A 17,397-nucleotide genomic window follows, 5' to 3' on the forward strand; every position below is an offset into this window, starting at 1 on the left:
GATCAAGGCATCCGCCATCGAAGGGCTGGAAGTCGTCCACGTCTCGCGCATCGAGGAGGTCGTCGAGCACGTCCTCATGCCCGAGCCCGTCGCCGACCCCGCCGAGGCGTTCGCCCTCTCCGAGCGCGAGCGGCAGCTCGCTGGCGGCAACGGCCGCCCGCAGCCGACCGCTGAGGGCGAGACCGTGATGAACTGACGCGGAACCCCTCAACACCAGCGAAACCTCGTGGGGGCGACCGACCGGTCGCCCCTACATATTTACTACAGCCGGGACGAGGTAGGAGACCGTTCAGGGCCTGACCGGCTGCGTCCCGAACCCGGCGACCTCCTCCATCCGCTCGGCGAGGGCGAGCAGCCGGGCATCGCTCCCCCGCCGGGCGTGGACCTGCACGCCGATGGGCAACCCCTCGGCGTCCCGGCCGACAGGCAAGGTGACGCAGGGCGTTCCGGCGAGCGCCGTCCCCGTGTTGAAGACGCCGAGCGGTGCCGCGTACGGCACCGTCTCGCCGTCTACCTCCAGGTCCGCCCCCGTCCGGCGATGCGAGAACGCGGTCACCCCGGCCACAGGCAGCACCCACGCGTCCCACTCGCTCAGGAACACCTCGACCGTGCGGACGAGCGCGTCCCGGTCGGCGAGCGCGCGGAAGTAGGCCGGCGCGCTCGCCGCGTAGCCCCGGGCGAGGGCGCGGGCGTAGCTCCCCGGCCCGAACGCGAGGCGCACCGGACCGAGCCGGAAGAGTTGGTTGAGCGGCGCTTTACCCAGCCCGAGCGGCAATCCCGCCGCGAACTCGAACCCGTGGACGAGGCCCCACGTCTGCTGCGCCTGCTCGAAGTCGAGCGGCGGGGCGGCCTCGGCGACGAGGCTCCCGGCCGCTCCGAGCGCGTCGGCGAACGCGCGCACGGCGGCGGCTACGTCCCGGGCGACGGGAGCCTCGGCCAGCCCAGCAGAGAACGCGACGCGGATTCCGCGCAGCGACGACGGGCCTGGCTCGCGGCTCGTGCCGAACGAACCGGGGGCGAGCACCGAAAGCGCGAGCCGGAGGTCGGCTACGCAGCGCGCCACAGGTCCGGCGGCGAGCGCGTGGCGAAGGCTGCCCGGGTGCCCCGGCGGCATCATCCCGGCCGTCGAGACGCTGCCTTCGGTCGGGCGCATCGCGCAGACGCCGCAGAAGTGCGCCGGGACGCGGATCGAACCGGCCACGTCGGAGGCGAGGTCCAGCGGGGCCAGCCCCGCCGCGACGGCCGCCGCGCTCCCGCCGGAGCTACCTCCGGGGGTGCGGCCGAGGTCGTGCGGGTTGTTCGTCCGCCCGTAGCGGAGGTGGTTGGTCTGCCAGTCGTAGCTGCCGAGGGGCAGGTTCGTCTTGCCGAGCACGATGGCGCCCGCGCGCCGCAGCGCAGCCACGGCGACCGCGTCTGCCGCCGGCACGTAGCGGTCCAGCCGACGCCCGTACCAGGGCAGCCCAAACGTAGTGCGCAGGCCCGCCGTGGCGAAACCGTCTTTGACTGTGATCGGGACGCCGTGGAGCGGCCCTCGCTCGTCTGCCGGAGTCGCGTCGGCAGCGGCAGCCTCCGCCCGCGCCCGCTCCGTGCCGAGGACCACGACGGCGTTCACACTCGGGTTGACGCGCTTGATCCGCTCCAGGTGTGCCTCGACGACCTCAGTGGCCGAGCACGTTTCGTCCCGGATCATCCGAGCCAACTCGCTGGCTGACTGCGAGGTCAAGTCAGACAAAACTGCCGGGCGTTGTCCTCGCTACGTGTTCGCTTCGTCGCGCAGCGCACCATCGAAGGCGAAATGGTGGCAGAATGAACCTGCTTCCTCAGCATTAGCGAACCTTGCGATTGACTCGGTCGCCGATTTTATCAATCACCGAGAAACCAGAGGTACGTGTGGCCGCCATGATGACTACGAGCAAGCCCTGCAACCTTCTGGACATGCTGTTTCACATCGGGATCACGCACTCTGTCTGCGACGGCTTCTAACTCGTTGATGAGAATTGGAACTTGAAGGTGATTAAAACACGCGTCACCGTAGGGAAGAAGAAATTGAAGGCAGATAGTGCCTGACAGGTCCATCGTCTCTACGACCCTACTGAGCAAAAACTTTGGATCGTCCACCGCTTCAAGCTCTGTTCCGCACTCTTCTCTTCTCCAGACAGCATTGATTCCCATTGGACTTTCCTTTGCAGTGGCGGGTATTACGTCTCATCGGACTGACTACGCAGCCAACCGGCAATAAACCCGCCGAGCGCGCCGACCGGTACACCTGCGCCGACCCAGAATCCCATCTCGCCCGTGGCGGCTCCGACGGCCGCGCCAATGGCAACCCCGACAGCAGTGCCGAACCCGATGGCTCGGTTGTGAGAGAGGTCAGCGTTCTGGGTCTTCTGGTTCATGGCAAGCCGGGTTGCGTAGGGGTATGCTATCGGCGCTCGTCCCACTCGTCGAGAACCTTGGCGTCCTCCATGTTCGGGTCGAGTTCGCGTTTGAAGGCGTGCTCGGCGTCGGCGACGGTGGAGGCGGCGCGGTCGAGGGCACCGTCGATCAGCCGCGCGGTGAGGCGTACGGCGGTGCCGCCGACGAGCATCGCTTTGCCCGTCAGCCCGGCCTCTTCGAACCGGGCGGCCCAGCGCTCGAACCGGTCGGGGAGGTCGCTCACGCGTCGTCCTCGTCCTTCTTCTTGCGCCGCGTCGTGGTGCGCTTCTTGGCCGTCTTCTTTTTGGCCGACGGCGGCGCGGCCGGGTTCGGGGCATCGGGGTCGTGCTCCCGGCCGAAGTTCATGTTGGCGACGCGCTCCAGGATGTCGGCGAACTGGCGGCCCGTGTCCTCGACGGCCTGGCCGAGCGTGGCGAACGTGGCCTCGACGACGAAGGCGGTTTTATCTTGGGTCTCCAGCTTCTCGAACTCGGCGCGCGTTTTCGAATACTGCTTCCGCGCCTCTTCCCGGTCAGGCATAGTCCCTCGGTCTAGGGCGCAGGGGGATTCCTGCGCCGTCTGCATCGGTCCCGTTTGACGGGCCCCTCGCCACGCAAGTTTCACCCCAGGGCCTATGCCTGACGCTCCTTCCCCACCGGCTTCGCCCGAGGACACGCTCCGCGAGGGCCTCGTGCTCCGCTCGACGGGGAGCTGGTACGACGTACGCGCCGGCGGCGAGACCGTGCAGGCCCGCGTGCGCGGCAAGTTCCGGCTGGAGGAGCGCGACGTGACCAACCCCATCGCCGTCGGCGACCGGGTGACGCTGCGCATGGAGGCCGACGGGACGGGCCTCATCACGGACCTCCTTCCCCGCCACAGCAAGCTCAGCCGCCGCGCCGCCGGCCGACGCGCCGAGCGCGAGCACGTCCTCGTGGCGAACGTGGACGCGGCGTGGTGCGTGCAGGCGGCGAAGCTGCCGTCGTTCAACCCAGGCTTCGTAGACCGCTTCCTCGTCATGGCCGAGGCGTACGGCATCCCGGCAGGCGTCATCATCAACAAAGCCGACCTCGTCGAGACCGATGAGCACGCCGAGGACCTCGCCTACTGGCACGGGCTCTACGGATCGCTCGGCTACCCGGTCCTGCTCACGAGCGCCGAGCACGACGAGGGCATCGAGGACTTCCGCCTGCACCTCGAAGGCAAGACCTCGGTCGTCGCCGGCCCGAGCGGCGTGGGGAAGTCGACGCTCCTGAACGCTGTCGATCCGTCGCTCGATCTTCGGACGGGCGAGGTCAGCCGGAAGACGCGCAAGGGCAAGCACACGACGACCTTCGCCGAGCTGCTGCCCGTCGCGGGCGGCTACGTGGCCGACACGCCGGGCATCCGCGAGTACGGCCTCTGGGACATGGAGCCGGAGGAGCTGTCGGGCTACTTCGTCGAGATGCGGCCCTACCTGGACGACTGCAAGTTCTCGCCCTGCACCCACGACCACGAGCCGGGCTGCGCCGTGAAAGCGGCCGTCGAGGACGACGAGATCGCGCCGGAGCGCTACCTGTCGTACCTCAATATCCTCGCCTCGCTCCAGAGCGACGACGTGGGCCGATGAGCCGCCACGCCGGGCATCTGCTGGGCCTCGCCGCGCTCGCCCTCGCGATGGCGTGGCTCTACGGCGAGATCGACCACCTCGGTGCCTTCGCCGACGTGGACCTGAAGCACTACCGCGCCCTCGCGCAGGGAGCGGCCGACGTGCCACGCCCGTTTGCCCACCGCGTCCTCGGCCCGCTCTTTGTCGGCCTCCTGCCGGTGGCGGATCCCGCCGGGTTTCGCGTGCTGACTTCGGCGGCGCTCGCCGCGCTCACGCTTGGCCTGTACGGGTTCGGCGTCCAGCTTGGGCTGACAGCTTGGGCAGCGGCGCTCGTCGCGGCGCTGCTGACGCTGAACCCGTACGTCTTTGGCTTCCCCGCCTTCAACGCGTTCCAACTGAACGACGTGCTGGGGATGGCACTCGTCGTCGCAGCCTTCGCGGCGCTGCCCGGCCGCCGCTGGGGGTGGTACGCGCTCGCACTCGCACTCGGGGCTGCCACGCGCGAGGTGACGCTGCTCGTGATCCCGGCAGCGCTCGTGTTCCTGTGGGGCCGGGACCGGCTGCGCGACGACGGGCTGCGCTGGCTGCTGGCCTCGCTGCCCGCCGTCGCGGTGTTCGTCGGGCTCCGGCTCGCACTCCCCGCCGAGGGGCCGGGGTTCGCCTTCCTCCTGCTCGACCACATCGGCAAGGTGCTCGACCCGGTGACCTGGTACCGGCTCCTCGTCAACGCATGGGCTCCGCTCGCGCTCCTCCCGCTCGTCTTCTGGCAGACGGCGCGGGATTTCGCGGCGGCACACCGCTACCTCTTCGCCTTCGCTGCCCTCGTGCTGCTGAGCGCCCTCTTTGGGGGCGACCAGGAGCGGCTGGTCGCTCCGGCGTTCGTCGCGGTCTACCCGCTCGTCGGCTACGTCGTGCAGACGCACCGCTGGCCTCGGCTCGCGCTCGGCGTCCTCGTGGCCTGCGCTTTCCTGACGAGCCTGCACCACCTCACGGCGCGCTTCCCGCTGCCGAGCCGGACGTGGACCGTAGCCCTGTCGCTCTTCGCCCTGGCAGCGGTGACGGCGACCGGCTGGCTGGTCAAGCGCGGAAGGGCGGAGGGCAGGAAGGACGGAAGCCTGTAGGGTGCGCCGTCGAGCCATGCTTCCGCTCCTCCCCGCTTCCGCTCATCCGCTCTTCTCCTCGTGGTACTCCTGCTCGGTGTTGACCGCCCACACGTTCCCGAAGTCGGCGCGGCCGCTGGCGAGGTTGTCGACGGCCGTCATCGCCGCGAGCATCGAGTGGTCCTGGTTGTTGTAGCGGTGCATCCCGTTGCGCCCAACGAGGATCAGGTTCTCGATGCCGCCGAGCCAATCGCGGACGGCGTCGAAGTCGGCGTAGGTGCCGGTGTAGGCCGGGTAGGCTTTCGGCATGCGGAGCACGGTCCCGTCGAGCACGTCGGCGCGGCGGAGCAGCCCGATCCGGTCCAGTTCCTCGACGGCGAGGGCGCGGAGGGCGTCGTCGTCCATCTCCCAGAGGTCGTCCCCCGCGTTGCAGAAGTACTCCAGCCCGATCCAGACCTTCGACGGGTCGGCGACCATGTAGGGGCTCCAGTTGTTGAAGACCTGCACGCGCCCGACCTGCACGCCGGGCTCCTGGACGTAGATCCAGTTGTCGGGGATCAGCGACCCGTCGGGGGCCGAGACGGCGAGCTTGTCGACGAGGAGGCCGACGGTGAGGAAGTCGCGGTAGCCGAGCCCGGCGGCCGTCTCACGGATCGTTTCGGGCAGCGCGTCGGCCGGCGTCTCCGGGTCGAGGCCCGCGACGAGGCTGCGGACCGGCATCGTCGAGACGACGTAGTCGGCCTCGAATGTGCGCCGCTCGCCCGTCGCAGCGTCTACGGCTTCGACGGCGGCGATCCGCCCGGCGCGCAGGCGGAGCCGGTCGGCGCGGTGCTGCATCAGGAGCGTGCCGCCCTGCGCCTCGTACTCTTCGGCGACCGTCTCCCACATCTGGCCCGGCCCGAACTTCGGGTAGAAAAACCGCTCGATCAGCGACGTCTCGGTCCCCTTCTGCCGCAGGTCGCCTGCCTCGCGCTTCGGGACGAGGTTCTTGGCGAAGTGCCACAGCGCCTTGCCGACCGACAGCCCCTTGACGCGCTGCGCGCCCCACTCGGCCGAGATCTCGGTACAGGGCACGCCCCAGACTTTCTCGGTGTACTCCTTGAAAAACGTCTCGTACAACTCGCGTCCGAAGCGAGCGATGAAAAACTCCTCCAGGTTCTGCGGGTCGCGGTTCGGCCGGGCGAGGCTCTTCAGGTAGCTCATCCCGATCCGCACCGAGCGCCCGAGGCCGAGCTTGCGGAGCGTGTCCGGCGAGAGCTTGACGGGGTAGTCGAAGAACTGCCCGTTGAAGTAGATCCGCGAGGTCCGCGAGCGGACGAGCATCACGCGGTCGGTCTCCTCCGGGTCGGGGCCGCCGGCAGGCGCGTCGACGCGGTGGGTGCGGTTCTGGTACGTGATCTCCATCGCCCCGGCCGCCCCGCGCTCGACGGGCATGAAGCCGAGCCACCAGTCGAGGACGCGGTCCGACTTCGAGAAGAAGCGGTGCCCGCCCACGTCGATCCGGTTGCCCCGGTAGCACGCCGTCTGCGAGATCCCGCCGAGGGCGTCGGTGGCTTCGAGGAGGACCGGGCGGATGGTCGTCCGGGTGAGGAGCTCGTAGGCCGCCGTCAGCCCCGCCGGCCCGGCCCCGATCACGACCGCCGTCTTCTGCCGCCCGTTCGGCGCGGTCCCGTTCGCTCCGCTCACGCCGTCGCCCCCTGTCGCCACGCCCGGAGGCGCGTCGTGAACAACGGCACGGCGAGCAGCATCAGCGGGTAGATCGTCATCCGGTAGCGCGCCGAGCCCACCGGCCCGGTGACCGCCGTGAGGTAGCCCGCGAGCACGAACACCGCGACCCGCACCGGCAGCGGAATGCGCGGGTCGAACAGGAAAAAGAGGCTTGCCACGAGGACGAACCCATTCCACAGCGTCAGCAGCACGAGCAGCAGGAACTCCCCGGCCGGCTGCGCTCGCAGCGCCCGCCACAGCCCAGCGTAGCCGTCGACCGTGAACGCGTGCGTCAGCCCCGACGCCGGCGCTTCGCCACCGAAGAATGCGTAGAGGTCGTAGCGACCGGGGTCGAGAAGGACGTTCGCCATGCCCTGCGTGTGGAGCGCGAGATAGGTACCGAGGTGGTCGAAGATAAGCCGCGCCGCGGCCTCCTCTTTGAAGGTCTCGCGCTGCCCAAAATCTTCGATAGCGGCGGCCTCGGCCTCGATGGGCGTCATCAGCGCGACGGCCTGCTCCTCGCCGTAGGCCCGCGTCATCGTGCGGTAGGCGTTGTGCGTGAAGAGGTTGGTCCCCTTGATGCTCGTGTAGTGGAAGTACCCCGTGCGTGCTTCGTTGACGAGCGACACGCCGAGCACGACCGCCGGCAGCAGGAGCGCGAGCGCGACCGGCCAGCGCCGCCGCCACTGACGCTCACGTCGGACCACGACCCACGCCAGGAGCAGCAGGTTCGGCACCCAGAAGTACATCAGCACCGGCTTGACGAGGACAGCGACGGCGAGCAGCGCGTTGTAGCCGGCGAGCCACCCGCTCCCGCCGCCGAGGACGTAGCGCACGAACGCCCACACCGCCCCGAGCACGAGCGACTGAAACAGCAGGTCCGCCATCAGCATCTGCGGGTAGGCGAGCTGGAACGGCGCGAGCGCCAGCCCCGCCACCAACCACCCCCACTGCCTCGGAAGGCCGAACCGGGCAAGGAGGTCGAACAGCAGCAGCCAGTTCACCACGCCCAGCACGGACTGCACGAAGGCCACCCACCACGGACTCTGGCTCACCGAGAAGAGCGCCGCGAGGAACAGCGGGTAGCCCGGCGGTCGGCGCGTGGCAGCGGCCGGATCGTCCGACGGCGGGGCCTCGCCGCGCAGCACCTCGGCCTGCGCAACGTAGTCGGCCGAGTCCCACAGGTAGAACGGCTCCGTCAGCGCGGCGAGGAGCCAGAACCCACCGTAGAGCGCGGCGACAAGCGCGGCGTAGCGCCACGGCGGGCGGTGAAACCAGCGCGGCGGTGCCGACACCTCACGCCCCTTTCAGGGCACTGTACAGCAGCACACCCAAACCCAAACCAACAAGCCCGCCGACGACTCGCCCTTCGACCACGCTGCTACGCTCCTTGTCCTGCCTTGCTCGTATGAACCCCTCCCACGACGCAAAGCCCGCCCGATTCAGATGCGAGAAGATGTAGTCATGCTGCAGTCCGCTCTGCAAGAGCAACTGCTCGTATCGATGGTAGTCAGCAAGTGTAGCGGCATTCTGCCCGATGGATTGGGTAAGGTGCTCCAATTCATCAAAAGGGATCGTCTCCATCTCACTCCTCATGTTCGGGCGGCGGAATTTCCTTTGACCTCTCTGCTGCGTCCATTTGCTTGGCGGTATCAACCATGGATCGCAGAGCGGTTATCGTGACCTCGTAAAAACGCCTGTCTAACTCTTCCAACCGCCTTTCGTTCTGTTCGATGCGGTGCAGCATCATTTTGTGGTCCTCCCTGACCTCGGCCAGCTGCTGCTTCAACTCTGCGAACTCGTCCGCGAACGCAATCGACGCCCCGCGCCGCGCACCTCCTTTGATCCAGTCGAACGCGCCCATCCGCTACGCCGTCTTCTTCTTGCGGGAGCCTCCCTTCCTGCGCCCTCCCTTCTTCGCCGCCTTCGCCGCGATAAGTTCGACGGCCTGCTCCAGGGTGACCTCCTCGGGGTCGGTGCCCTTCGGGATGGTCGCGTTCGTGCGCTTGTGCTTGACGTAGGGACCGTAGCGGCCCTCGAAGACCTCGATGGGGTCGCCGGTCTCGGGGTGGGTGCCGAGCGTGCGGAGCGGCTTGTTCTTCTGCTTCTTCTGCGCCAGCAGCTCCAGCCCGCGCTGGAGGCCGACGGTCAGCACGTCGTCTTCGGGCTTGAGCGAGGCGAAGACGCTGCCGTGCTGGACGTAGGGACCGTAGCGCCCGATGCTGGCCTTGACGACGCCGCCCTCGGGGTGCTCGCCAATCGTGCGCGGCAGACTCAGCAGGCCGAGCGCCATCGGCATGTCCACGTCGTCGGGCTGGACGCCTTTCGGGAGCGAGGTCCGCTTCGGCTTGCCCTCCTGCTCGTCGTCGCCGAGTTGGACGTAGGGGCCGTACGGTCCCGTCTTGACGAAGACCGGCTGGTCGTGCTCGGGGTGGATGCCGAGCATCTCGTCGGGCTTGTTGCTCGTGCGGATGAGGTCGTCGAGGACCGCCTCGTCGGCGTCGGCGGGCGCGAGGCCGTCCGGGAGCGAGGCCGTCTGCTTCTCGCCGTCGATTTCGCCCTCGACGTAGGGGCCGAACTTGCCGACGCGGACGCGGTAGTCGCCCCACTTCGGGTGCTCGATCGTCGACATGCTCCTGGCGTCGATCTTTTCCAGCCCGGCCTCGACGCGGGTCTCGATCCCGCCCTTGCCCCGGAAGAACCGTTCGAGGTAGCGGGTCGGCTCCTTCTCGCCGTCGGCGATGTCGTCGAGGATCTGCTCCATCTCGGCCGTGAAGCCGGTGTCGACGAGCGGCGAGAAGCTGTCCTCCATCAGGTTCGTCGTGGCGAACGCGGTGAAAGTCGGGATGAGCTGCTTGCCGTCGCGGCGGACGTAGCCCCGGTTGACAATCGTGTCGATGATGCTCGCGTAGGTGCTCGGGCGGCCGACGCCCTCGCCTTCGAGCATCTTGACGAGCGTGGCGTCGGTGAAGCGCGCCGGCGGCTTGGTCTCGTGGCCGACGGCCTCGACCTCGTTGCAGCCGGGCGTATCGCCCTCGGCGAGGGCGGGGAGCGGGTTGTCGCGGTCCTCGAGCGCCGCGTTGGGGTCGTCCGAGCCCTCGACGTAGGCGCGGAAGAACCCGGCGAACTCGACCGTCTGGCCGTTGGCACGGAAGCGGGCCTGCTCCGGCCCCGGGGCCCCGGCGGTGATCTCGGCGCGGGTCTGGCGGAGCTTGGCGTCGGCCATCTGCGTGGCGACGGTCCGCTTCCAGATGAGGTCGTAGAGCTTGCCCTCGACCCCGCTCAGCCCGATCTCCTTGCGGGTCCGCATCTGCGTCCCGGCCGGGCGAATCGCCTCGTGGGCCTCCTGCGCCCCGCTCGACTTCTTGGCCGAGAACTGGCGCGGCTTGGGCGAGAGGTACTCGCTGCCGTAGCGCTCCTCGACCGCCCGGCGGCTCGCGCCGATGGCCTCCGAGGAGAGGTTCGGCGAGTCGGTCCGCATGTAGGTGATGTGGCCGTTCTCGTAGAGCTTCTGCGCCACCCGCATCGCGTCGCGCGCCGAGAGGCCGAGCTTGCGGTTGGCCTCCTGCTGCATCGTGCTCGTGATGAACGGCGGGGCCGGTCGCCGCGTGACCGTCTTCGACTCGACCGTGTCGACGCGCCAGGGCTCGCCCGGTAGCCGCTCGGCGAGGGCCGTTGCCTGCTCCTCGCCGAGCACGAGCGCGTCGGAGCCGTCCTTGAGTTTGCCCGTGTTCTCGTCGAAGTCGCGCCCGGTCGCGAGGCGCCGCTCGCCGAGCTGGAACATGGTCGCCTCGAACGCCTGCTTGTCCTGCTCCAGTTCGGCTTTGAGGTCCCAGTAGCTGGCCGTCACGAAGTCGAGCCGCTCGCGCTCGCGCTGCACGAGGAGGCGGACGGCGACCGACTGCACGCGGCCCGCTGAGAGGCGCGGGGCGATCTTCTTCCAGAGCAGCGGCGAGATCGTGTAGCCCACGAGCCGGTCGAGGACGCGGCGCGTCTCCTGGGCGTCGACGAGGCGCTGGTCGATCTCGCGCGTGTCGGCGAGGGCGCGCTGGATGGCGTCGCGCGTGATCTCGTGGAAGACCATCCGGCGGACCGGGACGGTCGGCTTGAGTACTTCGAGGAGGTGCCAGCCAATCGACTCGCCCTCGCGGTCCTCGTCGGTCGCGAGGTAGAGTTCGTCGGCGTCCTTGAGCGCAGCCTTCAGTTCCTTGACAACTTTCTTCTTTTCCTTCGGGACGATGTAGACCGGCTGGTAGCCCTCGTCCACGTTCACGCCAAGCGTACCCCAGCTTTCCTTCTTGACCGCGGCCGGCACTTCGGAGGCCGACGACGGGAGGTCGCGGACGTGCCCCATGCACGCCTCGACGCGGTACTCCCCCTTCGGAAGAAAATTGCGGATCGTGCGGGCTTTGGTCGGGGACTCAACGACGACGAGGCGCTTCATAGTCGGGCGTGGTGGATGAGACGAGCAATATACCCGGCGGGGCTGCCAGCGCGGTGTCAGCGTCGGGGCAGCCTCACACGCGGGGTCTAGTCCAGCGTTCCCCGGTGCCCGCCGCGGAGCCGCCACGCGATGAACGGAGCGGCCAACGCAACCCCGGCGGCCCCAGCGGCGATGTCCCACACGTCCGCCGTGCTCCGGGGCATCACGATGTGGGCTGCCTCCGCCAGCACGATGAGCCCAAAGCCAAGCGCGGCCGACGCGAACGGGCCGCTGCGCACGGCGACCGCCTGCCAGCACGCGAGCGTGAACCCTGCAAAGAAGCTTGGCGCGACGCCGAAGACCCACAGCGAGCGAACGTTGGCCTCGCTCGCCCACGTCCGCACCGGCCCGACGCAGGCGATCCAGAGCACAAAACCAATCGCGGTGGCGGCGACCAGCAGGCGGTCGCGGGGCGGTCTCTCGATCAAAGCTGCTTCATCCACCCGTTCTCGACCCGGACGAAGCCGAGGCGCTCGTAGAAGCCGCCCGAGAGGTTGGAGTCGCGCAGGATGAGTTCCGTCCCGGCACAGCGGGCGAGGACCTCGTCGATCAGCTTCTTCCCGATCCCGGCCCCCTGCACGTCGGGCTCGACGGCGAGGTCGCAGAGGAACGAGAACTGCTCGCCGTCGGTGAGGACACGGGCGAGGCCGACGAGCCGGTCGCCGAGCCACGCCGAGAGGACGAGCGACGAACGGTCGAACATGCGCTCGATGGCGGCATGGTCGCCCGTAGGCCGAAGCAGCGGGGCGCGGCGATAGAGCGTGGCGATGCGGGCCGGTGTCAGGCCGTCGAGGTCGTCGCGGAGGGCTACGTCTTCCATGAGATCAGGGGTGGGCCGGGTAGGGGCGACTGGCCGGTCGCCCGTACGGGAATTGCCGCACGTTACGACCGCTTCACCCAATGGTGCGTGGAGGTCCGCACGAAAAGCGGGTCGGGGACCGGCGCGCCCGGCGGCATCCACACCCGGAGCCGCACGCCCATCGCCTCGACCGTCCACTCAGCATAGGCCCCGAGGTAGAGCCGGTCGAGGAGCCGCGCCGGGACGGAGTCGGCCTCGGCCTCGTCGGCGGCCCAGAACTCGCCGGGGCGGACCGAGAGCACGTAGCCCTCGGGCTGCGGCTCGTCGGGCACGAGGCCCGCGATCAACTTCGGGTTGTCGACGACGTTGCTGCCGCCGAGGAAGCGGGCGACGTAGGCCGTCTCCGGGGTGATGTAGAGCCGCTCCGGCGGCCCGACCTCGACGATGCGCCCGGCGTCCATGACCGCGATGAGGTCGGAGAGCGCGAGCGCCTCGGCCTGGTCGTGGGTGACGTAGAGGCTCGTCGTGCCGAGTTGTTGCTGGAGCGCCTTCAGTTCGCGGCGGGTCTCCTCGCGGAGGGCGAGGTCGAGGTTCGAGAGCGGCTCGTCGAAGAGGAGGACGTCCGGCTCCACGGCGAGGGCGCGGGCGAGGGCGACGCGCTGCTGCTGCCCGCCCGAGAGCTGGGGGACCGGCTTCGCTTCGAGGCCGTCCAGGTCGACGCGCCCGAGCGCTTCGGCGACGCGCTCCCGAATCTGCGGGCGCTTCCACTTCTTGACTTCGAGCCCGTAGGCCACGTTCTCGCCGACGGTCATCGTCGGGAAGAGCGCGTAGTTCTGGAAGACGAGCGCCGTCGGGCGGCCCTGGGGCGGCACGCTCGTCACGTCCTCCCCGGCGATTTCGACGCGCCCTGCGTCCGGCACCTCGAACCCCGCCACCATGCGGAGGAGCGTCGTCTTGCCGCACCCGCTCGGGCCGAGGAGCGAGAAGAAGCTGCCGCGCGGCACGGCGAGCGTCACGTCGTTTACCGCTACGAGGTCGCCGTAGCGTTTGGTGACGCCGTCGAGGTGGATACCGGAGGACAGAGAACGATGGACAGAGGACGGATCGGCGGCAGCCATCGGTCTTCCGTCTTCTGTGCTCCGTCTTCCGCTCACCGTTGCAGCGCAGCGGTGACCTTCTCGGCAGCCTCCTTGAGCTGGATCGCCGACTCGATCTCGATGCCGGAGTTCTGGATGATCTCCATCCCCTCCTCGGCGTTCGTCCCCTGGAGCCGGACGATGAGCGGGACCTGGATGTCCACGTTCTTCGCCGCCTCGACGACGCCGCGCGCGACGCGGTCGCAGCGGACGATCCCGCCGAAGATGTTGACGAGGATGGCCTCGACGTTGGGGTCCGAGAGGATGATGCGGAAGCCGGCCTCGACGGTCTCGGCGTTCGCCGTCCCGCCGACGTCGAGGAAGTTGGCCGGCTCGCCGCCGGCGAGCTTGATGAGGTCCATCGTCCCCATCGCAAGGCCCGCGCCGTTGACCATGCAGCCGACGTTGCCGTCGAGCTTGATGTAGTTCAGGTCGTGCTTCGCGGCCTCGACCTCGAGCGGGTCCTCTTCGGCCTCGTCGCGCATCGCCGCGAGGTCCTTGTGCCGGAAGAGCGCGTTGTCGTCGAGGTTGATCTTGGCGTCGAGGGCGACGACCGTGCCCTGCTCGGTGAGGACGAGCGGGTTGATCTCGGCGATCGTCGCGTCGCTCTCACGGTAGGCGGTGTAGAGCTGCGTGACGAACTTCGCGGCCTCCTTCAGCTGATCGCCCTCGAAGCCGAGCGTGCGGGCGATGTACTGCGCCTGGAAGCGCTGGAGCCCGAGGCTCGGGTCGACCCACACCTTGACGATCTTCTCGGGCGTCGCCTCGGCCACCTCCTCGATCTCGACGCCGCCTTCGGTGGAGGCCATGATGACGTCCATCTTCCGGGCGCGGTCGAGCGTCACGCCGATGTAGTACTCGTGCGCGATGTCCTCGGCGGCGGTGACGAGGATCTTCTTGACCTCCTGGCCCTCGGGGCCGGTCTGCGGCGTCTTGAGCTGCATCCCGAGGATCGCCTCGGCCTTCTCGCGGACCTCGCCGATGGACCGGGCGAGCTTGACCCCGCCACCCTTGCCGCGCCCGCCGGCGTGGATCTGCGCCTTGACGACGTACATCCCGACCCCGTCGGCCTGCATCGCCTCGGCGGCCGCGACGGCTTCGCCGACCGTGCCGGCGACCGTGCCGCGCTGGACGGCGACGCCGTGGGTTGCGAGGATGTCCTTCGCTTGGTATTCGTGAACCTTCATCGGGATCGGGGGATTGAGGGACAGGGAGATCGGGGGAGTTGGAAACAGCCGGAGAGGCGACAAAAGCTACGGCCAGCGGGTCCGAGATTGGGGGCTCCGGGTTGTGAGTTCTCGATCAACGCCCGCTGGGGCAGCGTACCCACCCGGTCAGGGCGTAGCGGCGCTACGCCCCTACACGGTCGGCGCAGCCTGAGACGGCCTCGGTAGCTTCCCTGCTCTCCGGTGCCTCCCACTCGACGTTCGCCACTCGACACTCGCCGCTCTCATCACCACCTTCGACCGCCACATCATCGCCCGGTTCTTGGCCGCGACAGCGCTGCTCGTCGGGCTGCTGATCGTGTTCTTCGTCGTCCTCGACTACCTGGAGTACATCGACGACTTCATCGACCGGGGCGCGACGATGCGCGAGGTCTTCGGGACGTACTACCTCAACTACATCCCGGAGATCGTCCGGCTCACCAGCCCCCTCGCCATCTTCCTCGCAGCGATCTACGTGACCGGGCGGCTCGCGCAGTCGATGCAGCTCGTGGCGCTGCTTGCGAGCGGCGTCTCGCTCGTGCGGATCATGGTCCCGTTCGTGTTCGTCGGGCTGCTCCTGACGGGGTTCATGTTTTGGTTTAACGGATGGATCGTGCCCCGCACGAACGGGGTCGTCATCGAATTCCAGAACCAGTATTACAAAAAGGCTCCGGCCCGGTCCGAGACGAGCCAGATCCACCGGCAGAACCGGCCCGGCTCGATCCTCTCGGTCGGCTTCTTCGACCGGCGCACGGAGCAGGCGTACCGCGTCTCGCTCCAGGACTTCGAGGACGCCGACGGCGCGCCGGGGGCCGAGCGCCTCGCCCGGCGGCTCGACGCCGAGTCGATGGTGTGGGTCGACTCGCTCGGCGTGTGGCGGATGCGCGGGGTGACGGCGCGGACGTTCGGCGGCGCAGGCTTCGGTGCCGACAGCGTGGCAGCCTACGAGAAGGTGCCCGAACTCGACACCACGCTCCAGGTCCTCCCCCGCGACCTCGCCCGGACGGAGCGCGACGCCGAGCGCCTGACGATCCCCGAGACGCGCGACTACCTCAACGCGCTCCGCCGCGCCGGGGCCGACCAGCTCGGGCGGCCGCTCGTCGGGTACTACGGCAAGTTCTCCTACCCCATCGCGAACCTGATCCTCGTCGTGATCGGCGTGGCGATGGCGTCGGTCCGGCGGCGCGGCGGGCAGGCGGTGCAGTTCGGGACCGGGCTGTTCATCGCCTTCGTCTACCTCGCGCTCCAGAAGCTGAGCGAGCCGTTCGGCTACGCCGAGGCCGTGCCGCCGATCCTCGTGGCGTGGGTACCGCACGCGCTCTTCGCCGTCTTTGCGGTCGCACTCGTCTGGCAGGTGCGGCGGTGAGGGTATACGTGCCGCATCCCTACAATGCCTGTCTCCGTTGCCACCACATTCGTCCATAGACGGCGGCATTGACAGCGAGCACGAGGGCACCGAGCGCGATCTGCCCCTCGCGCGTCAGCCCCGACGGGTAGAGCACGGCGAGGACGTAGCGCTCGACGAACCCGCCGGCGTAGCCCGCCTCGCCGCCGAGCCGGCGGAGGTAGTTCTCGAGCGGCGTCAGCGGGCACACCCACCCGGCGAGCACGACGAGCGCCCCCCACGCCGCCGCCGGGACGTGCGCCCACGCGACCCTCGGCCACCGCCACACCAGCAGCCCGCCGAGCACGACGAACACGACGAAGCCGAGGTGCAACACGAGGACGGCGTCGGCGAGGAGGCGGTAGAGCATGACAGACTCGGCGTGAGGCACTCTTCGAGCAGCACCTTTCCCCTCTCACCCTCAGCGGCTCAGTTCGCGGTTGAGCCAGGCCCGGCTGAGGGTCCAGTCGCGCTTGACGGTCGCGGGCGAGATGCCCAGCGCCTCGGCCGTCTCCTCGACGGTCATCCCGCCGAAGAACCGGCACTCGACCACGCGGGCCTGCCGGGCGTCGAGCGCTTCGAGCTGCGTCAGCGCCGTGTCGAGCGCCAGCAGGTCGTCGAGGGAAGCGTCCTGCTCGGGGTTAGGGACCGCGAGGCCGTCGAGCGAGCGCGGCGTCTGGCTGCCGCCGCGCTTCTGGGCGCTCCGCCGCTCGGCGTAGTTGATGAGCACCTGCCGCATCGCGGTGGCGGCGAGGGCGAGGAAGTGGGCGCGTCCCTGCCACGCGATCCGGTCGATGCGGACGAGCTTGAAGTAGGCCTCGTGGACGAGCGCGGTCGTGTTGAGCGTGTGGTCGCTGCGCTCGCGTCTCAGTTGCCGGTGCGCCAGCCGGTGCAGTTCGTCGTAGACGAGCGGCATGAGGGCGTTGGCCGCGTCCTGTTCGCCGCTGGTCCAGGCGCTCAGGAGCGCGGTGACGGTCTCTTTCCGGTCGGCAGGCGTAGGCACGTCAGGGGCGAAGAGCTGGGCTGCGAAACATAGGAAACACGGGTCCCCCGAGCAACGCCAACCCGAAAAAAGGCCGGGCCGTGAGCCGGTCTAGCGGAGGCCCCGGCTTATCCCGGTGATACGTCCTCGGTCTCTTTTACGATTGACTAGGTGGAACCCCTGGTTCCGCGTCCATCTTTCCTCACCTTCTCTCCCCGTACCCATGAAGACCCGCTTCCTCCTCCTGACTGCGCTCCTGCTCGCGGCCACCGCGCCCACGCAGGCGCTTGACTGCACCTTCACCGCCACGTCTGGCACCTGGGGCAACGCCGCCAACTGGGACTGCGGCGTCGTGCCCGACGGCGACGACGACGCGACCATCACGAGCGGTCGCACGGTCACCCTCGCCGTCGACCGCACCGTCGGTGGGCTTTCGTTCCTGAGCGGGACGATCAACGGCCCCGGCGCGCTCACCGTCAGCGGCAACCTCCTCTGGAACTTCGGCACGCTCAACGCCGACCTCCGCCTGCTCGCCTCCGGCAGCGGCACGCTCGCCTCCTCCTCCAAGACCCTCGGCCCCGGCACCACCCTCCGCCTCGAC

Annotated in this window: 20 protein-coding genes; 5 read left to right on the forward strand and 15 right to left on the reverse strand. The window is 69.0% G+C overall.

The window, feature by feature from the left end:
• Positions 1 to 196: hypothetical protein (locus AAGI91_15970; GenBank protein ID MEM1044107.1), on the forward strand; the 196-nt coding region annotated here is incomplete at its 5' end.
• 93 nt (positions 197 to 289) lie between these two features.
• Here AAGI91_15970 and AAGI91_15975 read toward each other — a convergent pair.
• From AAGI91_15975 to AAGI91_15990, 4 genes are all read right to left on the reverse strand, one after another.
• The gene (locus AAGI91_15975) at positions 290 to 1,732 is read right to left on the reverse strand and encodes an amidase (GenBank protein ID MEM1044108.1); all 1,443 of its coding nucleotides are present in this window, start codon (positions 1,730 to 1,732) and stop codon (positions 290 to 292) included.
• A 466-nt stretch (positions 1,733 to 2,198) separates the two neighbouring features.
• Positions 2,199 to 2,396 (reverse strand): hypothetical protein, encoded by a 198-nt coding sequence (locus AAGI91_15980; protein ID MEM1044109.1) that lies wholly within the window; start codon positions 2,394 to 2,396, stop codon positions 2,199 to 2,201.
• 26 nt (positions 2,397 to 2,422) lie between these two features.
• Positions 2,423 to 2,659: a hypothetical protein gene (locus AAGI91_15985; protein ID MEM1044110.1), complete on the reverse strand. Its 237-nt coding sequence runs from the start codon at positions 2,657 to 2,659 to the stop codon at positions 2,423 to 2,425.
• Positions 2,656 to 2,955 carry a hypothetical protein gene (locus tag AAGI91_15990; protein MEM1044111.1) on the reverse strand — a complete coding sequence of 100 codons (300 nt, stop codon included), beginning with the start codon at positions 2,953 to 2,955 and terminating at the stop codon, positions 2,656 to 2,658. Before AAGI91_15990 ends, AAGI91_15985 begins: the two co-directional genes overlap by 4 nt.
• A 94-nt stretch (positions 2,956 to 3,049) precedes the next feature.
• On the opposite strand from AAGI91_15990, the gene rsgA reads away from it, so the two are divergent.
• Both rsgA and AAGI91_16000 read left to right on the forward strand, forming a co-directional pair.
• Positions 3,050 to 4,021 carry a ribosome small subunit-dependent GTPase A gene (rsgA, locus tag AAGI91_15995; GenBank protein ID MEM1044112.1) on the forward strand — a complete coding sequence of 324 codons (972 nt, stop codon included), beginning with the start codon at positions 3,050 to 3,052 and terminating at the stop codon, positions 4,019 to 4,021.
• Positions 4,018 to 5,121, forward strand: a complete 1,104-nt coding sequence (locus tag AAGI91_16000; protein ID MEM1044113.1) for a hypothetical protein — start codon at positions 4,018 to 4,020, stop codon at positions 5,119 to 5,121. The genes rsgA and AAGI91_16000 overlap by 4 nt, the downstream gene beginning before the upstream one ends.
• A 42-nt stretch (positions 5,122 to 5,163) precedes the next feature.
• On the opposite strand, the gene AAGI91_16005 is transcribed toward AAGI91_16000, so the two are convergent.
• The 9 genes from AAGI91_16005 to sucC all read right to left on the reverse strand — a co-directional run bounded on the left by AAGI91_16005 (position 5,164) and on the right by sucC (position 14,412).
• Positions 5,164 to 6,807 carry an NAD(P)/FAD-dependent oxidoreductase gene (locus tag AAGI91_16005; GenBank protein ID MEM1044114.1) on the reverse strand — a complete coding sequence of 548 codons (1,644 nt, stop codon included), beginning with the start codon at positions 6,805 to 6,807 and terminating at the stop codon, positions 5,164 to 5,166.
• Positions 6,783 to 8,102, reverse strand: coding sequence for a glycosyltransferase family 39 protein (locus AAGI91_16010; GenBank protein ID MEM1044115.1), 1,320 nt, complete (start codon positions 8,100 to 8,102; stop codon positions 6,783 to 6,785). Before AAGI91_16010 ends, AAGI91_16005 begins: the two co-directional genes overlap by 25 nt.
• 1 nt (position 8,103) lies before the next feature.
• Complete coding sequence (locus AAGI91_16015) at positions 8,104 to 8,391, reverse strand: hypothetical protein (GenBank protein MEM1044116.1); 288 nt, start codon at positions 8,389 to 8,391, stop codon at positions 8,104 to 8,106.
• 1 nt (position 8,392) lies between these two features.
• Positions 8,393 to 8,671, reverse strand: a complete 279-nt coding sequence (locus AAGI91_16020) for a hypothetical protein (GenBank protein MEM1044117.1) — start codon at positions 8,669 to 8,671, stop codon at positions 8,393 to 8,395.
• Positions 8,672 to 8,674: 3 nt separating this feature from the next.
• The gene (topA, locus tag AAGI91_16025) at positions 8,675 to 11,251 is read right to left on the reverse strand and encodes a type I DNA topoisomerase (GenBank protein MEM1044118.1); all 2,577 of its coding nucleotides are present in this window, start codon (positions 11,249 to 11,251) and stop codon (positions 8,675 to 8,677) included.
• 86 nt (positions 11,252 to 11,337) lie between these two features.
• Positions 11,338 to 11,718: a hypothetical protein gene (locus AAGI91_16030; protein ID MEM1044119.1), complete on the reverse strand. Its 381-nt coding sequence runs from the start codon at positions 11,716 to 11,718 to the stop codon at positions 11,338 to 11,340.
• The gene (locus tag AAGI91_16035; protein MEM1044120.1) at positions 11,715 to 12,110 is read right to left on the reverse strand and encodes a GNAT family N-acetyltransferase; all 396 of its coding nucleotides are present in this window, start codon (positions 12,108 to 12,110) and stop codon (positions 11,715 to 11,717) included. Before AAGI91_16035 ends, AAGI91_16030 begins: the two co-directional genes overlap by 4 nt.
• Positions 12,111 to 12,172: 62 nt before the next feature.
• Positions 12,173 to 13,207 carry an ABC transporter ATP-binding protein gene (locus AAGI91_16040; protein ID MEM1044121.1) on the reverse strand — a complete coding sequence of 345 codons (1,035 nt, stop codon included), beginning with the start codon at positions 13,205 to 13,207 and terminating at the stop codon, positions 12,173 to 12,175.
• A 32-nt stretch (positions 13,208 to 13,239) separates the two neighbouring features.
• The gene (sucC, locus tag AAGI91_16045) at positions 13,240 to 14,412 is read right to left on the reverse strand and encodes an ADP-forming succinate--CoA ligase subunit beta (GenBank protein ID MEM1044122.1); all 1,173 of its coding nucleotides are present in this window, start codon (positions 14,410 to 14,412) and stop codon (positions 13,240 to 13,242) included.
• A gap of 289 nt (positions 14,413 to 14,701) precedes the next feature.
• On the opposite strand from sucC, the gene AAGI91_16050 reads away from it, so the two are divergent.
• The gene (locus AAGI91_16050) at positions 14,702 to 15,796 is read left to right on the forward strand and encodes an LptF/LptG family permease (GenBank protein MEM1044123.1); all 1,095 of its coding nucleotides are present in this window, start codon (positions 14,702 to 14,704) and stop codon (positions 15,794 to 15,796) included.
• 19 nt (positions 15,797 to 15,815) lie between these two features.
• On the opposite strand, the gene AAGI91_16055 is transcribed toward AAGI91_16050, so the two are convergent.
• On the reverse strand, positions 15,816 to 16,184 hold the full coding sequence (locus tag AAGI91_16055) for a DUF2784 domain-containing protein (protein MEM1044124.1): 369 nt from the start codon (positions 16,182 to 16,184) through the stop codon (positions 15,816 to 15,818).
• Positions 16,185 to 16,235: 51 nt separating this feature from the next.
• Positions 16,236 to 16,817 (reverse strand): sigma-70 family RNA polymerase sigma factor, encoded by a 582-nt coding sequence (locus tag AAGI91_16060; protein MEM1044125.1) that lies wholly within the window; start codon positions 16,815 to 16,817, stop codon positions 16,236 to 16,238.
• Between the two features lie 202 nt (positions 16,818 to 17,019).
• Between AAGI91_16060 and AAGI91_16065 the strand changes: the two genes are divergently transcribed.
• Positions 17,020 to 17,397, forward strand: a 378-nt coding sequence (locus AAGI91_16065; protein MEM1044126.1) for a hypothetical protein, incomplete at its 3' end; no start/stop codon positions are given.

It is taken from the genome of Bacteroidota bacterium (assembly GCA_038746285.1).
Classification (GTDB): Bacteria; Bacteroidota; Rhodothermia; order Rhodothermales; family JANQRZ01; genus JANQRZ01.

Bases quoted from the DNA above. Each gene is read 5' to 3' on its own strand.
- AAGI91_15980 (MEM1044109.1), bottom strand. From the start codon at position 2,396: ATGAACCAGAAGACCCAGAACGCTGACCTCTCTCACAACCGAGCCATC.
- AAGI91_15990 (MEM1044111.1), bottom strand. From the start codon at position 2,955: ATGCCTGACCGGGAAGAGGCGCGGAAGCAGTATTCGAAAACGCGCGCC.
- rsgA (MEM1044112.1), top strand. From the start codon at position 3,050: ATGCCTGACGCTCCTTCCCCACCGGCTTCGCCCGAGGACACGCTCCGC.
- AAGI91_16000 (MEM1044113.1), top strand. From the start codon at position 4,018: ATGAGCCGCCACGCCGGGCATCTGCTGGGCCTCGCCGCGCTCGCCCTC.
- AAGI91_16015 (MEM1044116.1), bottom strand. From the start codon at position 8,391: ATGGAGACGATCCCTTTTGATGAATTGGAGCACCTTACCCAATCCATC.
- AAGI91_16020 (MEM1044117.1), bottom strand. From the start codon at position 8,671: ATGGGCGCGTTCGACTGGATCAAAGGAGGTGCGCGGCGCGGGGCGTCG.
- topA (MEM1044118.1), bottom strand. From the start codon at position 11,251: ATGAAGCGCCTCGTCGTCGTTGAGTCCCCGACCAAAGCCCGCACGATC.
- AAGI91_16035 (MEM1044120.1), bottom strand. From the start codon at position 12,110: ATGGAAGACGTAGCCCTCCGCGACGACCTCGACGGCCTGACACCGGCC.
- AAGI91_16040 (MEM1044121.1), bottom strand. From the start codon at position 13,207: ATGGCTGCCGCCGATCCGTCCTCTGTCCATCGTTCTCTGTCCTCCGGT.
- sucC (MEM1044122.1), bottom strand. From the start codon at position 14,412: ATGAAGGTTCACGAATACCAAGCGAAGGACATCCTCGCAACCCACGGC.
- AAGI91_16055 (MEM1044124.1), bottom strand. From the start codon at position 16,184: ATGCTCTACCGCCTCCTCGCCGACGCCGTCCTCGTGTTGCACCTCGGC.